The sequence below is a fragment of the Rhodobium gokarnense genome (genome assembly GCF_025961475.1).
In the GTDB taxonomy this organism is placed as follows: Bacteria; Pseudomonadota; Alphaproteobacteria; order Rhizobiales; family Rhodobiaceae; genus Rhodobium; species Rhodobium gokarnense.
Genome location: NZ_JAOQNS010000004.1, coordinates 358577 through 373231, shown reverse-complemented (window position 1 = coordinate 373231; position 14655 = coordinate 358577). Strand labels below are relative to the sequence as shown.

Here is a 14655-nt window from a genome sequence, read left to right as displayed (position 1 = left end):
TAGTTATTGTTTTCAGGATTGATGTTGCAGCTGGACGGGACCGCCCGTCGTGGCGCTTTCCAGGATGGCGTGGCAGAGCTCAAGGCTCGCCCTGCCCCATCCGCCGGACTGGATGGGTGGATTGTTGCCGCGCACCGCGTCATAGAGCCCTTTCAGGACCTCCGCGCGCGGCGACGGGTCGGCGGGCGCGGCGATGAACGAGCGTTCGGTATCGCCCCAGACCTCGATGCCCTTGGCCGTGAGGCGGAGGTCCGCCCGGTCGCAACTGACGATGACGGGTCCGAAATGCTCCGCATGGGGCGCTGCCGGCGGCACATCGACGGCGCCGAAGGTGCGCCCGGACTTGAGGGCGGCCTCCTCTTCGGGCGAGGAAACGGTGGCAAGGGCGCGGCGCGCGGCGCCGTATTTCGCCGGGTCCTTGACCGCGCCGAGTTCGCCGATGTCGTCCTGCCAGGTATCGCTGTCGAAATGGGCGTAGCCGGAATAGACGAGATTGGCGAAGCGTCCGCCATCGAACCGGATCAGCGCGGCATAGGCGCCCTCGGTCGGGCGCGCCGGGTCCCAGGCCCCGGTCATCGCCGAGACGGTGAGCGCCTCCCCGCCCATCAGCACACGGACGACGTCGACCTGGTGCACCGCCTGGCTGAAGACGACGCCGCCGCCGAGCTCCGTCGACAGCTCCTCCGGCCGGCGCGGCCTGCAGAGGAAATCGGTGTAGTTTAGGGCATGGATCATCCGCACGCGGCCGAACCGGCCCTCGTCGATGAGCCGCCTTGCGGCAAGAACGGGCTGATCGAAACTGTGGCTCGGACCGGTGACGAGCCGAACCCCGGCCCGCGCGGCGGCATCGACGATCGCCGTGGCGTCGTCCAGGGAAATCGCGAGCGGCTTTTCCACGAGCAGGTGCTTGCCGCCGGCAGCCAGAATCTCCGCATGCTCGCGGTGCATCTGGTGCGGCGTCGCGATATAGACCGCTTCCACGTCGGGATCCGCAGCCAATTCTTCAATGGTGGCGTAGGCGCGGCCGCCGAACTCGGCGACGAACGCCTCGCGGGATTCCGCACGCGGGGCTGCTGCGGCGACGAGCCTGACATGCTTGTCCGCCAGGATGCTCGGCAGGGTCAGCATGAACCCGCGCCCCAGGCCGGCGACCCCGAGGCGGACGGGATCACAGGTCAATGGTCAGGTCCCCGCTCTTGGCCCGCGACACGCAGATCATGATGTGGTCGGACTTTTCCTCGTCCATCAGGACGTGGTCGCGGTGATCGACCTCGCCGTCGATAAGCCCGCATTTGCAGGTGCCGCAGGTGCCGCTCTCGCAGGAGCTGACGGTATGGAGGCCCGCGTCGCGCAGCGCTTCCAGGATCGACCGGTCGGCCGGGACCTCGACGGTCTTTCCGGACTGCGCCAGCGTCACCTTGAACGGCACGTCGTCGGCGCGCACCACATCGACCGGATTGAAATCCTCGAAATGCACATGGCCGTCCGGCCAGTGGCCGGTCAGCCCCTTGATCTCTTCCATCAGGGCGGCCGGACCGCAGCAATAGACATGCTCGTTGGCGGGTTTTTCCAGCCGGTCCCAGAAATCGAACAAGAGCTCCAGATCGCCCTGGTCGTGATGGGTCGTCGCATGCTCGAACGCTGATATCTCGTCGAGATAGGCGGCGTCTTCCGCTGTCCGGCTGCAGTAGATCACCTCGAACGGTTTCCCGTTTGCGCATAGGTGCCGGGCCATCGCCAGGATCGGCGTGATGCCGATGCCGCCGGCGATCAGAAGGTATTTTTTAGCGTCGACGAGTTCGAACTCGTTCTCCGGCGCCTCGACGGTCAGCGTCGTGCCCTCAACAGCCTTTTCGTGCATCGAGGACGAGCCGCCGCGCGAGTTCGCCTCGCGCTTGATCGCGATCACGTATTCCTGCGGATTCTGGCCATCATTGATGAGGGAATAGCGCCGCATCGCGCCGTCGGGAGTCTCGACCGTGATATGGGCGCCGGGGGTAAACGACGGCAGCGCCGTGTCCCCTTCCGGGACCAGCGTAAACTCCTCGATTTCGGGTGTCAGCTTGCGGCGCGCCTTGATGCGCATTTCCAATCGCTGTGTGGACGTTTCCAATCGTATCCCCCTTGTCAATGGCCGAAACCTTATGATATTAGATTTCTAAATTCCTATATTAGATATCTAAGATAACTGTCAAGACAAGGCCCGGACGGCAGAACGAACCAGGGTCACAAGGGAGGAAGGAACGCCATGTTGACGAGGGAAGAGAACGATTTCCTGACCAAGGTCGAGGGCGACGCGCCGATGGGCACGCTGATGCGCCAGCATTGGGTGCCGGTGTGTCTCATCGAAGAGGTCGAGGAGCCGGACGGCACGCCGATTCTGGTCGAGGCCATCGGCCGGCGCTATGTCTGCTTCCGCGATACCGACGGGCGCGTCGGTCTGCTCGACGAGCTCTGCCCGCACCGCAAGGCGTCGCTCGTCTTCGGCCGCAACGAGGAATGCGGCCTGCGCTGCCTCTATCACGGCTGGAAATTCGACGTCGACGGCAACTGCGTGTCCATGGCCTCCGAGCCGGAAGGCTCGCCGATGCACGGCACGGTCAAGCACCGGTCCTATCCGGTCAGGGAATGCGCCGGCTTCATCTGGGCCTGGCTCGACACCGAGAAAGAGGCGCCGGAGTTCGAGCGCCCGCCCTTCTCGCCCGACGACGCGACCACCGTCTCGATCCTGAAGATCCGCATCCCGGCCAACTGGGCGCAGATCACCGAGGGCCAGATCGACAGTGCCCACTCCTCGTCCCTGCACTCCTCCGACATGGTCCCGGCCCGGGTCCCCGGCGCCGCCGCGGACGATGAATCCTGGTACCGCCCGTCGACCGACAAGTCGCCGCGCATGCAGGCGGAAAAGACCTCCTACGGCTTCCACTACGCAGCGATCAGAAAGCCGATGAAGAAGGCCGCCACCCACAACTATCTGCGGATCACCGAATATGTGGCGCCGTTCATCTCGCTCATTCCACCGAACAGCTCCTACAACGTCGCCACGGTAATCGTGCCGATCAACGACGAGACCAGCCAGTTCCACTTCATCGCCTGGGGCGGCGTGAACTGCCCGACGACCGAGCAGTGGCGCAAATTCGCCTATGCCCGCAAGGGCGTCGACGTCGACGAGCGCTGGGTGCCGAAGCGGACCATGGAGAACAACTTCCTGCAGGACCGCCAGGCCATGAAGCTCGGCGACTTCACCGGCATCCAGGGCATTCCGAACCAGGACATCGCCATGTGGGTGTCGATGGGCGCCCGCGTCGACCGCTCCACCGATCTCCTCGGGTCCTCGGACCTTGCCATCGTGGAGTTCCGGCGCCTGATGAGCGATGCGGCCCGCCGCGTCGGCGACGGCGAGCCTGCGATCGGAACGACCGAGCCGCGCGTGCCCCAGGTGACGATCTCCTCCAAGGAGGGCGTCTACTCCAAGGAGACCGACTGGCGCACGCTCGGGGTCGACGAAAGCAACGCCAACGCCGCCGAATAGGCGCTATCCTGTGGCCGTTGCCACAGCACTGAGGTAAGCGGCCGGCAATGTCCGGTCGCTGCCGGCGAAAAGCCGGCACAACAACGAAAAGCGCCGCCAAAGGCGCAAGGGCCAAAAGGCCAATGTTGCAAGGGGAGTTCCCGTGGAGGAAGACGTTCGAGAGTCTTCGGGCCGAGTGCTGCCGATTTTTCCGGTGGAGCAATATATCGGCGGCGAATGGCGTAAAGGCGGCGGTGCAGACCGCACGGTCCTGTCACCCAGCGACGGATGCCTGCTGGCCGTCGTCGCCGATGCCGATGGCGACGATCTCGATCGCGCCGTCGCGGCCGGCAAGAAAGCCCAGAAAGGCTGGCGCAACGCGGGCCCCGGCGCCCGTGCGGCGGCGCTGCGCAAGGCCGCCGAGCGCCTGCGCGCCCATGCCGACGAGCTTGCGCTGATCGATGCGCTGGACAGCGGCAATCCGATCGCCGGCATGCGCTTCGACGTCACGCTGGGCGCGACCCTCATCGACTATTTCGCCGGCATCGCGACGGAAGCCAAGGGCGAGACCATCCCCCAGCGCGGCGGCCGCATCACCTATGTGACGCGCGAGCCGCTCGGCGTCGTCGCGCGGCTCGTCGCCTTCAACCATCCGCTCCTGTTCGCCGCCGCAAAGCTGGCGGCCCCGCTCGCCGCCGGCAACGCCGTCATCGTCAAGCCGTCCGAGGAAACGCCGCTCTCCGCCCTCCGGATGGCGGAGATCATCGGCGATCTTTTCCCCAAGGGGCTGCTCTCTGTCCTCACCGGCGGCGCCGATCTCGGAGCCGCGATCTGCGCCCATCCGGGCATCGCGGCGGCGAGCCTGATCGGCAGCGTGCCGACAGGCAAGGCGGTCCTGAAGGGATCGGCCGACACGCTGAAGCGGGTCCAGCTCGAACTCGGCGGCAAGAACGCCCTCATCATCTGTCCCGATGCCGATGTGGACGCCGCGATTGCCGGCGCCGTCAAGGGCATGAACCTCGGCTGGACCGCCGGCCAGTCCTGCGGCTCGACCAGCCGTGTCCTCGTCCATGAGAGCCTCAAGGATCGCGTCGTCGACGGCATCGTCCGCGCCTTCGAGGCACTCCGGCTAGGCGATCCGACGGACGAGGCAACCCAGATGGGCAGCCTGTCGACAAGCGGCCAGTACCGAAAAGTCTGCGGCTACATCGAACAGGCCGCCGCCGAAGGCGCGACGATCGCGACCGGCGGCCTGCCCGAGGGCCTGCCCGCGGACGGCTTTTACGTCCGCCCGACGCTCGTCACGGACGTGACGGCGGATATGAGAATTGCACGTGAAGAGGTCTTCGGTCCGGTTCTGTCCGTCCTCTCCTGGCAGGACGAGGCCGAGATGGTCGAGATCGTCAACGGTCTCGACGTCGGTCTCACCGCATCGGTGTGGACACGGGACCTCGACACGGCAATGCGCCTGACGGATCGCATCGAGGCGGGCTACGTCTGGGTCAACGATTCCAGCGACCACTATCTCGGTGTGCCGTTCGGCGGCGTGAAGAGCTCGGGCCAGGGGCGCGAAGAATGCCTGGAGGAGCTGCTCGCCTACACCGAACAGAAAACGGTCACGATCGTGCCGTCGGGAACAGCCTGAGGCCCGCATTGCCGGACCTCCAAGTTCGGCAATGCGGGCAAAAACAAATGCAAGAACCAGCAGAAGGGAGACGTCTCATGAGATTCAAAGCACTCGCCATCGCGCTCTGCGCCGGGCTTGTCGCGGGGGCGGCCAACGCCGAGCCCCTCAACCTGACCCTTTCCGGCGGCAATCCCGGCGGCCTGTGGTCGCTGCTCGGCGCCGGCATGGACCGGGCCGTGAAGGCCTCCGACCCCAATTCCGTCATCACCTACCAGGCGACCGGCGGCGGCTTTGCCAATATCGGCCTCTTAGGTGCCAACCGCACCGACCTCGGCATGGTCCACGACGCCGAGGTCAAGCTCGCGCTCACCGGCCAGCCGCCCTTCCCGGCGCCGATCAAGAACATGATGGCCATCGGCTACATGTATAACTGGGCGCCGATGCACTTCTTCCTGACCAAGGGCGTCGCCGAGCAGTACGGGATCGACAGCATCGACGACATCGCCTCGTCGAAGGCCCCGCTCTCGATCGGCATCAACCGCTCCGGCAACATCACCGGCAATGTTGCCCTGTTCATGCTGGCCAAGGCCGGCCTCGACGAAGCGACGCTGAACGCGAACGGCGGCAGCTTCGTGCGCGCCGGCGCCAACGAGCAGGGCGAACTGATGAAGGACGGCCGCATCGACATGGCGACCAACGGCATCTTCATCGGCCATTCCTCGTTCCGCGCCATCGACGAGAATGTCGACGTCGTGCTGCTGAAGATTCCCGAAAGCGTCATCGAAGCGACCAACAAGGAATTCGGCACCTCGGCCTACACGATCCCGGCCAAGAGCTATTCCAACCAGGCCGAGGACGTCGACACCATGGCCCTCGGCGCGATGGTCGTTGCCACCGACAAGATGTCCGACGACACCGCCTATGCCCTCAGCAAGGCGTTCGTCGACCACATCGACGAGATCCGCGGCGTCCACAAGGCGATGGCCCAGTTGACCCCGGAGCTGATGGTCAGCCAGACGGTCCTGCCATTCCATCCGGGTGCGGAGCGCGCCTACAAAGAAGCGGGCCTCCTTAAGTGAGTGTCTCGTTCCTCGCAACGGGTCGGCGGCGCATCTTCAAGGGTGCCCCGCTGACCGTGCTCACCCTCGTCGCTGCGGCCTTCGCATGCTGGGTGATCTACGCGAACATCTTCGTCATTTCCGATCCGCTGGTGCTGGGGATCCTGTTCGTCTCGAGCATCTACACGCTGCTGTTCGTCGTCATCGGCCACTCGCCGCGGGCGCCGAACCGGCCGACCTATCTCGACTGGGCGCTGGCGGCGCTCAGCCTTGCCGCCGGGATCTTCTTCTTCCTCAACGCCAAGGAGATTTCCGACCGGATATCGCTGCTGCAGCCCTTCACCACGGCGCAGTTCTTCTTCGGCTCGGCGCTCCTCTTCCTGACCCTTGAGGCGACGCGGCGCACGACGGGCCTGGGCCTCACCATGGTCGTCGGCCTGTTCCTGATCTACAACCAGTTCGGATATCTGCTGCCGCCGCCCTTCGGGCACGGCATTTCGAGCTTTTCCTACCTGCTCGACATCCTCATCTTCACGACCGACGGGCTGTTCGGCGTCCCGATCCAGGTCGTCGCCAGCTATGTCTTCCTGTTCGTCCTCTTCGGCACGCTGCTGTCGAAGGCGGGCGGCGGAAATTTCTTCTTCAACCTGGCCGCCTCGCTGACCGGCAAGAGCCCGGGCGGGCCGGCCAAGGTCGCCGTCATCTCCTCCGGCCTTTACGGCACCATGTCCGGCAGCCCGACCTCCGACGTCGTCGCCACCGGCTCCATCACCATCCCGATCATGGAACGCCTCGGCTACAAGAAGCGCTTTGCCGGCGCCGTCGAGGTCGCGGCCTCCACGGGCGGCAGCGCCATGCCGCCGATCATGGGCTCGGCCGCGTTTATCCTCGCGGAGTACACCGGAACGCCCTACCGGGAGATCGTCTATGCGGCGATCATCCCCGCCCTCCTCTACTATCTCGGCATCTTCCTGCAGGTCCATTTCCGCTCCGTGCGCCACAATCTGCGCCCCTATGAGGACGACGTGCCGCCGCTCGCCGAGACGATGCGGCAGGGCTGGCCCTATCTGATCCCGATCGGCGTCATCGTCGGCGTGCTGATGGTCGGCTATTCGCCGGTCTTCACCGCGGGCGCCGGCACGCTCGCCGTCATCGTCGCCAGTTTCATGACCTCCGGCACGCGGATGACGCCCTGGCAGATCATCGAGGGCCTCGGCGAAACGACGCTGCGCATTCTTCCGGTCGCCGGCGCCTGCGCCGCCGCAGGCCTCGTCATCGGCGGGTTGTCGATGACCGGCCTCGGCATGAAGGCGGCGAACGTCATCCTGATGGTCACCTCCGGCGTCGACGTGCTGACGCTGGTCATCGCCGCGGTCGTCACCATCATCCTCGGCCTCGGCATGCCGACGCCGTCGGCTTACATCCTCGCCGCCGTCCTCGTCGGCCCGGCGCTCGCCAAGATCGGCTATCCCGACTTCCAGAGCCACATGTTCCTGCTCTATTTCGCGATCCTGTCGGCGCTGACGCCGCCGATCGCCGTTGCCGCGCTGGCGGCGGCCGCGATCGCCCAGGAGGACCCGATCATCATCGCCGTCGATGCCGTCCGGCTTGCCGCCGTCGGCTTCCTGCTGCCCTTCGTGTTCCTGTGGAACCCGGCGATCCTCGGTCTCGCCGACCCGGCCTCGGTGGTGCTGGCGAGCCTCGGCGGGGTCTGCGCGGCCTCGGCCATCGCGGTCTCCCTGGAGTGGGTCTGCTTTCCGGGCGGGGCCGGCATGGCGTGGTTGTTGCGCATCGCGCTCGTTGCGTCGGGTATTGCCGCCGTTGCGCCGGTTGCAGCGGTCTCCCTCCTCGGCATCGCCTCCGTCGGCACGATCCTCAGCATCGTCTACATGCATTCGCGGCGCGTCGCCGCCGCGGGTGACGACAAGGCGGTCGCGGCCAAATAGGCCGCGGCCATCGGCGACGCCGGTAGTGCCGATTGACCTGGATCAACGCCGCAACGGGGCGCCGCACCTATAACTTAGAAATCTAATAAATAGATGGAAGGTAGAGAATGGAGTCGTTTGGTTGGGCCCTGGTCACGATCCTGGTGCTGGCGACAGCCGGATATCTCGTCGTCGACCGGCTGAGGAAACGGATGAAGACCCGGCGCGAGGTGGTGCTCGGCGAAATGATGGACCGGCACGGCCTTGAGATGAAGCGTGTCGTCGATCACGGCCTGGAGGACGAACTCGTCGCCTGCGCCCGCCAGTGCATGAACTGCCAGCACTACGACACCTGCCTGGAGCGCATGGAGACGGAGGAAAAGCCGGCCTATTGCGATATCTGCCCCAACGCCGACTTCCTCGACGGCCTGAAGGGTCAACAGGCCTGAGCGGGATCCCTCACCCGCCGAAAGCCAGCCCCGGCCGCGGCGCCGCGCGCTCCTGCACGACCAGATGCGCGATCGCGGAGAGCACGCCGAGGGCGATCGCCAGGTACCAGACCTGGTCGTAGCTGCCGGTGCGTTCAAAGAACACACCGCCGAGCCAGACCCCGACGAAGCTGCCGAGCTGGTGGGACAGGAACACGAAGCCGAACAGCGTTCCCATCGCCCGCGGCCCGAACATGGTCAGCACCAGCGCGCTGGTCAGCGGCACGGTGGAAAGCCACAACACCCCCATGACGAGCGCAAAGACCATCACCGAGGCCGGCGTCACCGGCAGCGTGATGAAGACGAGGATGACGACGGCCCGCAGCGCATAGATCGCGGCCAGCACATAGGGCTTCGGGAACCGCGTCCCGAGCCGCGAGGCGAACAGCGTGCCGAAGATGTTGGCAAGGCCCGCGAGCGCCAGCGCCCTGAGCCCGAGCGCCCGAAGCTCCGCGGCCGACGCCGTCGACATGCAGAAATTCTGCACATAGTTCGGCAGATGCGCGGTGATGAAGGCGAGATGGAAGCCGCAGACGAAGAAGCCGGCGGCGAGCAGCAGATAGCTTGAATGCCCGAAGGCCTGGCGGACCGTGCGGGTCATCGCCTCCGCATCGGGCGTCGCCGCAGCCGCTGCGCCCGTGCGGACCTTCAGCAGCGGAATGCACAGCGCCATCGGCGCCAGCATCGCCGTGATGAAAACGAGCGTCATCCGCCAGTCGAGGAATTCGATCAGCCAGGCAACCAGGAGCGGCAGCGCGACCTGCCCGGCCGAGCCGATGGCCGACGCAATGCCGAGATAACTCGCGCGCTTTTCCTCCGGCGCCGCCCGGCCGACGACGGCAAGGACGGTGCCGAAGGCCGTGCCCGAAATCCCCATGCCGACGAGGACGCCCGCGCCCATGTGCTGGGCGAGCGGGCTCGTCCCGACGACGCAGATCAGCATCCCGGCCACATAGCAGGCAAAGCCGAGCCACAGTGCCCGCCGGTCGCCGAAGCGGTCGGCGACCATGCCGAAGGCCGGCTGGGCGAGCCCCCAGACGAGGTTCTGGATCGCGATCGACAGGGAAAAGACGTCGATCCGGCCGCCGAAGAGATCGGCCGACAAGGGTTCGACGATGCCGCCGAAAACGGACCTGACGCCAAAGGCGAGCGCCAGCACGATACCGCCCGCAATGACGATGATCAGTGCATCCCGATTGCTGTCGGCCGTTGTCTCCGAAGTCGTCGCCATGTTTCGTCCGTCGCCTTTCGTCCTGCCCGTTGTGGCGCACGGGAACGCCGCTCCGCGGTATTGACCGCAAGGCTAGCAACATCCTAGACTTTCGAATAGCGAAAATGATTGAAGTCACATATTCGGTTTCCTGAAGTGAATTCCACCTTCGACATCGACGCCCTGCGCACCATGGTGGCTGGCCTGGAACTCGGCAGCTTCGCCCGGGCCGCGGTGCGCCTCGGCCGCTCCCAATCGGCCGTCAGCATGCAGTTGAAGAAGCTGGAGCAGCAGGCCGGCACACGGCTGTTCGAGCGCAAGGGACGCGGCCTGGTGCCGACCGAGGCCGGAGAGGCGCTCGCCGCCTATGCACGGCGGATCGTCGCCCTCAACGACGAGGCGGCCCGGGCGCTCGGCGCGGCGACCCTGCCGACGACGGTGCGCCTCGGCCTGCCGCAGGATTTCTTCGACGACGTCATGCCGGCGACGCTGGCGACGTTCTCCGAGCAGCACCCGCAGGTCCATGTGGACGTCCGCGCCGGCCCGAACCATCTGTTGCCGGACGAGGTCCGCGCCGGCCGCCTCGACGGTGCCATCGTCTTCTTCCCCGAGGGGACCGCTGGCGACGGGACGCGTCTCGGGACAATGCCCATGCGCTGGCTCGCCCATAAGAGCTGCGCCCCGACGGACGACCCGGTCCCCCTCGTCCTCTTCGACCATCCGTGCCTGTTCCGCCAGGCGGCACTCGCCGCCCTCGACCGGGCGGAAAGGCGCTGGCGCGCCGCGGTGACGACGCCGAGCCTGCCCGGCATCTGGGGCGCGCTGCGCTCCGGCCTCGGCATCGCCGTGCGCACCGGCCACGGCGTGCCCGCCGACATCGTCTGCCTCGGCGACGATGCCGGCCTGCCGCCACTCCCCGCCATCGACCTGAAGATGCTCCGCTCCGACAACGCGCCCGGGGCCGCCGCCGACCTCTGCGCGCTGCTGAAGACCGAGACGCTGGCGCGGGTCGTTCCTTCCTGACCACGTCGCAAAAGGCCTGAAAACACGCGCATGCCCGACACCACAGACACGACCGCTCACCCCTACCCGATCCCGGCGACGATTGCCGCCGTCTGGCACCAGGACCGCATCCTCCTGGTCCGCCGCGCCAACCCGCCCGACGCCGGCCGCTGGGGCTTTCCCGGCGGCAAGATCGAGGCCGGAGAGCCGATCGAGCGGGCCGCCGTCCGCGAGCTTTTCGAAGAGACCGGGATCGAGGGCCGCACCAGGGATGTCTTCACCGCGGTCGACGCCTTCGACAAGGACGGCGACGGACGGCTGCGCCGCCACTACGTGCTGATCGCCGTCCTGTGCGATTTCGTTGCGGGAACGCCGGTCGCCGGCGACGACGCGCTGGAGGCGCGCTGGTTCCGCCTCGACGAGCTGGAGGACGCCGGCCTCGCCCTCAGCCTCGACGTCGCCGAGGTCGCGCGGCAGGCGGCCGTGCTCGGCGGCCGTTAGGTACTTCACGGCCAGCCCGCGTCGTCAATACAATCGCAACCAGATTGGCCGTCAGACTGTGCGCCTTGCAACGATCTCACGGAGAATCGCACGATGAATTTTTCGACCGCTCGCGTCCTTGCCCTTGCCGCCCTCCTCGGAGGCGCCATTGCCCTGCAGTCCGCCCCGTCCTTTGCCGGCAACAACCGGCAGGTCTTCATGGAGCGCGCCATCCAGCACCTGCTCGAGGCCCGCAGGGAGCTGGAAAAGGCCAGCCGCAACAAGGGCGGCCACCGGGTCAAGGCGATCCAGTTGACCGACATGGCGATCGACGAGGTGAAGCGCGGCATGCGTTTCGCCAAGACCCACTAACGGCGCCACGTTGTGCTGCATCTGCGGGCCGGCGGGACAGCGCCGGCCCGTTTTCATGCCCGGGGGCCGTCGGCGTTCGCCCCGGCGTAGAGCCGGCCGAGAATCAGCGGCGTCAGGTACATGGGGATCTGGTAGCAGCCGATGAAGAGGAGCAGCGGGTCGGTGATCGCCGCCGGAAGCGCGGTCAGAAAGAGCGCGATGTTGCGGTTGCCGGCGACGATGGAAAACGCCACCCGCTCGCGCTTAACGCCGAGCGCGCCGAGGATCACGAAGGCGGCGATCTGAAGCCCGAAATTGGCGGCAAAGGCGAAAGCGAGCGTGGCGGCAAGCCGCAAGGGCTCCTCGCGGAGCGCCGGGCCGACCGCGGCCATCAGGCCGACGACGGCAATGGCGAGCGCCAGGGCGGAGACGCCGTCGACGACCTGCAGCGCCTCCGGCGTCGGATTTTTCAGGATCAGCCGGCGTAGCGCAAAGGCCGCCGCACCCGCCCCGAGGATGAGGACGAGGAGCCTCAAGGCCGCAGCCGCGACGACGCCCGCATCGCCGAGCGCCGGCGTCACCCAGAAGACGGGAACGACCGTCAGCGGCACGGCCGCCGTTCCCATCAGCAGGAGCCTGAGGGCCGGCGCCGGATCGCTGCCGGCAAGCAGCGTCAGGTTCGGGCTGCCGGAAATCGACGGTGCTGCAGCCATCAAAACGAGGCCGGCGGCAAGCGGCGCGGAAACCCCAAGGAACAGAAAACCGAGGGCAAGGCCGAGCGGCAGGAGAAGCTGGTAGAGCCCGACGATGCCGGCGCCGGAACCGAGGTCGCGCAGCTTTCCCGCCGCCTCGCGCGGGCCGATCCGGAACGCGGCGATGAAGAGGAGCGCGGCAACGATCTCCGGCAGGTACGGCTTCATCGCCGCGGCAAGGTCCGGCAGGCCGACGCCGCAGACGAGCCCGGCGACGAGCACCATCCGTCCGTTCGCCGCAAGGAGGCGCAAGAGACGCGCGATCATGGCCGGCCGCGCCGGCGGGCAGCCCCGTTCATGTGCCCTGCCCCCATCGTGCTAGCCGCCCGGCCGCGTGCGCATGTTGTCCGGCAGCCAGGTGGCGAGGTCGGGGAACGCGATCAGCACGAAGACCATCACCACCATGATCAGGAACATCGGAAAGGCGGCGCGGGCAATGACGTTCATCTCGTGGTCGGTCATGCCCTGCAGGACGAAGAGGTTGAAGCCGATCGGCGGCGTGATCTGCGCCATCTCCACGACGACGACGATGAAGATGCCGAACCAGATGACGTCGATGCCGGCCGCCCGGATCATCGGCTCGATGACGGCCATGGTGAGAACGACCGAGGAGATGCCGTCGAGGAAGCAGCCGAGCACGATGTAGAAGACGAGGAGCGCCATCAGGAGCTCGAACCGCGTCAGCTCCATGGAACCGATGAAGGTGGCAAGGCTCCTCGGCAGGCCGGTGAAGCCCATGGAGAGCGACAGGAAGGCGGCACCGGCGAGGATGAGCGCGATCATCGCCGAGGTCCGGGTCGCGCCCATCAGGCTCTCGATGAAGGTGGAAAAGGTCAGCGAGCGCTGGCCGGCGGCGAGTACCAGCGAGCCGATGACGCCGAAGGCGGCCGCTTCGGTCGCCGTCGCAAAGCCCAGATACATGGAGCCGATGACGAGCAGGATGAGGCAGATGACCGGGATCAGGAAGCGCGAGTTCTTCAGCTTCTCCCAGAGGCTCATCTCCGGGTCGGGCGTCGGGTCGAAGTTGCGCGCCACTTTCGAGTAGACCGCCACATAGGTCATGAACATGGCGGCCAGCACGATGCCGGGAAGGACGCCGGCCATGAACAGCTTGGTGACGGATTCGTTGATCGAGACGCCATAGACGATAAGCGTCAGCGACGGCGGGATCATCAGGCCGAGCGTGGCGGCGCCGGCGAGCGTACCGATGATCATGTGTTCGGGATAGTTGCGCTGGCGCAGCTCCGGGATCGACATCTTGCCGACGGTCGTCAGCGTCGCCGCCGACGATCCGGAGACGGCGGCAAACACGGTGCAGCCGACGATGTTGGTGTGGATGAGCCCGCCCGGCAGCCGCGCCATCCAGGGCGACAGGCCGCGGAACATATCCTCGGACAATCGTGTTCGGTAGAGGATCTCGCCCATCCAGATGAACAGCGGCAGCGCCGTCAGCGTCCAGGACGAGGACGACGTCCAGATCGTGGTGATCATGGCATCGCCGGGCCCGCGGCTGGTGAAAAGCTCCATGCCGACGAAGGCGACGCCGAGGAGCGCCAGCCCGACCCAGACCCCGGTGCCGAGCAAGAGGAAAAGAACGAAAAGGAAGATCGCGATCGGCGCAAGCTGTTCCATGGGTTCGCCCCTATTCGCCGTGGCTCTGGTCGACCGTGTCGGCGGTAATGCCGTGCTGGCCGGTGATGAGGAGGCGGATCAGGTGATCCCAGAAGGCGACGGCGAGGAGCACCGTTCCGGCCGCCATGGAGAGCTGCGGGATCCAGACCGGCGTCGCGTCGAGCCCCTGGCTGATGTCGTTCAGCTTGTGCGACCAGTAGGTGCCGCGCACGGCATACCAGGCGAAATAGGTCGCCGCCGCGGCCCCGATGGCAAAGCACCAGATCTCCAGCCAGCGCCGACGCTTGCCGAGCGCGTTGAGGAGGATCGAGACGCGGATATGGGCGCCGTGGTTGAGCGCGTAGGCGAAGGCGAAGAACGACGCCCCGGCCATGCAGTAGCCGGCATAGTCGGTGGCGCCGGGAAAGACGTGGCCGGTCCAGCGCGCCAGCATCTGCAGGACGATGATGACGAGGATGGCGATCATGAAGAGCGCCGCGATGACGCCGCCGCCGAGATAGAGAAGGTCGAGAACGCGCCTCAGCGTCCGGCCGATCGCCGCCATGAAGCCCCCGTCTGGTTCGAGATCCGGTGTCCGCGCGCAAAGGGACCGGCGGCGCGGCGCCGGTCCCCAAAGCAA

At 66.6% G+C, this 14655-nt stretch carries 14 protein-coding genes; 8 read left to right on the top strand and 6 right to left on the bottom strand.

Annotation, left to right across the window (positions count from 1 at the left end; genetic code table 11):
* Positions 1 to 12: 12 nt before the first annotated feature.
* A complete protein-coding gene (locus M2319_RS09350) occupies positions 13 to 1179 on the bottom strand; it encodes a Gfo/Idh/MocA family protein (protein ID WP_264601188.1) in 1167 nt (388 codons plus the stop codon).
* Entirely contained in the window at positions 1169 to 2113 is a 945-nt protein-coding gene (locus tag M2319_RS09345) for a PDR/VanB family oxidoreductase (RefSeq protein ID WP_264601187.1), read from the bottom strand. The genes M2319_RS09350 and M2319_RS09345 overlap by 11 nt, the downstream gene beginning before the upstream one ends.
* Before the next feature lie 135 nt (positions 2114 to 2248).
* Here M2319_RS09345 and M2319_RS09340 point away from each other — a divergent pair, with 135 nt between their 5' ends.
* The 5 genes from M2319_RS09340 to M2319_RS09320 all read left to right on the top strand — a co-directional run bounded on the left by M2319_RS09340 (position 2249) and on the right by M2319_RS09320 (position 8570).
* Complete coding sequence (locus M2319_RS09340; RefSeq protein ID WP_264601186.1) at positions 2249 to 3532, top strand: Rieske 2Fe-2S domain-containing protein; 1284 nt, start codon at positions 2249 to 2251, stop codon at positions 3530 to 3532.
* 175 nt (positions 3533 to 3707) lie between these two features.
* Positions 3708 to 5156, top strand: a complete 1449-nt coding sequence (locus tag M2319_RS09335; RefSeq protein WP_264601185.1) for an aldehyde dehydrogenase family protein — start codon at positions 3708 to 3710, stop codon at positions 5154 to 5156.
* Between the two features lie 77 nt (positions 5157 to 5233).
* A complete protein-coding gene (locus M2319_RS09330) occupies positions 5234 to 6217 on the top strand; it encodes a TAXI family TRAP transporter solute-binding subunit (RefSeq protein WP_264601184.1) in 984 nt (327 codons plus the stop codon).
* Entirely contained in the window at positions 6214 to 8142 is a 1929-nt protein-coding gene (locus M2319_RS09325) for a TRAP transporter permease (protein WP_264601183.1), read from the top strand. Before M2319_RS09330 ends, M2319_RS09325 begins: the two co-directional genes overlap by 4 nt.
* A gap of 107 nt (positions 8143 to 8249) precedes the next feature.
* Positions 8250 to 8570, top strand: a complete 321-nt coding sequence (locus M2319_RS09320) for a DUF6455 family protein (protein WP_264601182.1) — start codon at positions 8250 to 8252, stop codon at positions 8568 to 8570.
* A 10-nt stretch (positions 8571 to 8580) separates the two neighbouring features.
* On the opposite strand, the gene M2319_RS09315 is transcribed toward M2319_RS09320, so the two are convergent.
* Positions 8581 to 9840, bottom strand: coding sequence for an MFS transporter (locus M2319_RS09315; RefSeq protein ID WP_264601181.1), 1260 nt, complete (start codon positions 9838 to 9840; stop codon positions 8581 to 8583).
* Between the two features lie 135 nt (positions 9841 to 9975).
* Here M2319_RS09315 and M2319_RS09310 point away from each other — a divergent pair, with 135 nt between their 5' ends.
* From M2319_RS09310 to M2319_RS09300, 3 genes are all read left to right on the top strand, one after another.
* Positions 9976 to 10842 (top strand): LysR substrate-binding domain-containing protein, encoded by an 867-nt coding sequence (locus M2319_RS09310; protein ID WP_264601180.1) that lies wholly within the window; start codon positions 9976 to 9978, stop codon positions 10840 to 10842.
* A 30-nt stretch (positions 10843 to 10872) separates the two neighbouring features.
* Positions 10873 to 11322 carry an NUDIX hydrolase gene (locus M2319_RS09305; RefSeq protein WP_264601179.1) on the top strand — a complete coding sequence of 150 codons (450 nt, stop codon included), beginning with the start codon at positions 10873 to 10875 and terminating at the stop codon, positions 11320 to 11322.
* 93 nt (positions 11323 to 11415) lie between these two features.
* Positions 11416 to 11673 carry a hypothetical protein gene (locus M2319_RS09300; protein ID WP_264601178.1) on the top strand — a complete coding sequence of 86 codons (258 nt, stop codon included), beginning with the start codon at positions 11416 to 11418 and terminating at the stop codon, positions 11671 to 11673.
* Positions 11674 to 11726: 53 nt separating this feature from the next.
* On the opposite strand, the gene M2319_RS09295 is transcribed toward M2319_RS09300, so the two are convergent.
* Genes M2319_RS09295 through M2319_RS09285 form a run of 3 tightly spaced genes read right to left on the bottom strand, consistent with a single transcriptional unit; the run spans position 11727 to position 14580 of the window.
* The gene (locus M2319_RS09295; RefSeq protein WP_264601177.1) at positions 11727 to 12671 is read right to left on the bottom strand and encodes a hypothetical protein; all 945 of its coding nucleotides are present in this window, start codon (positions 12669 to 12671) and stop codon (positions 11727 to 11729) included.
* 51 nt (positions 12672 to 12722) lie between these two features.
* Positions 12723 to 14036 carry a TRAP transporter large permease gene (locus M2319_RS09290; protein WP_264601176.1) on the bottom strand — a complete coding sequence of 438 codons (1314 nt, stop codon included), beginning with the start codon at positions 14034 to 14036 and terminating at the stop codon, positions 12723 to 12725.
* Between the two features lie 10 nt (positions 14037 to 14046).
* Positions 14047 to 14580 (bottom strand): TRAP transporter small permease, encoded by a 534-nt coding sequence (locus M2319_RS09285; protein WP_264601175.1) that lies wholly within the window; start codon positions 14578 to 14580, stop codon positions 14047 to 14049.
* Positions 14581 to 14655 lie beyond the last annotated feature (75 nt).

What these genes read in the sequence shown, in the direction of transcription:
- M2319_RS09340 (WP_264601186.1), top strand. Translation starts at nt 2,249, where the DNA reads ATGTTGACGAGGGAAGAGAACGATTTCCTGACCAAGGTCGAGGGCGAC.
- M2319_RS09330 (WP_264601184.1), top strand. Translation starts at nt 5,234, where the DNA reads ATGAGATTCAAAGCACTCGCCATCGCGCTCTGCGCCGGGCTTGTCGCG.
- M2319_RS09320 (WP_264601182.1), top strand. Translation starts at nt 8,250, where the DNA reads ATGGAGTCGTTTGGTTGGGCCCTGGTCACGATCCTGGTGCTGGCGACA.
- M2319_RS09315 (WP_264601181.1), bottom strand. Translation starts at nt 9,840, where the DNA reads ATGGCGACGACTTCGGAGACAACGGCCGACAGCAATCGGGATGCACTG.
- M2319_RS09305 (WP_264601179.1), top strand. Translation starts at nt 10,873, where the DNA reads ATGCCCGACACCACAGACACGACCGCTCACCCCTACCCGATCCCGGCG.
- M2319_RS09300 (WP_264601178.1), top strand. Translation starts at nt 11,416, where the DNA reads ATGAATTTTTCGACCGCTCGCGTCCTTGCCCTTGCCGCCCTCCTCGGA.
- M2319_RS09295 (WP_264601177.1), bottom strand. Translation starts at nt 12,671, where the DNA reads ATGATCGCGCGTCTCTTGCGCCTCCTTGCGGCGAACGGACGGATGGTG.
- M2319_RS09290 (WP_264601176.1), bottom strand. Translation starts at nt 14,036, where the DNA reads ATGGAACAGCTTGCGCCGATCGCGATCTTCCTTTTCGTTCTTTTCCTC.
- M2319_RS09285 (WP_264601175.1), bottom strand. Translation starts at nt 14,580, where the DNA reads ATGGCGGCGATCGGCCGGACGCTGAGGCGCGTTCTCGACCTTCTCTAT.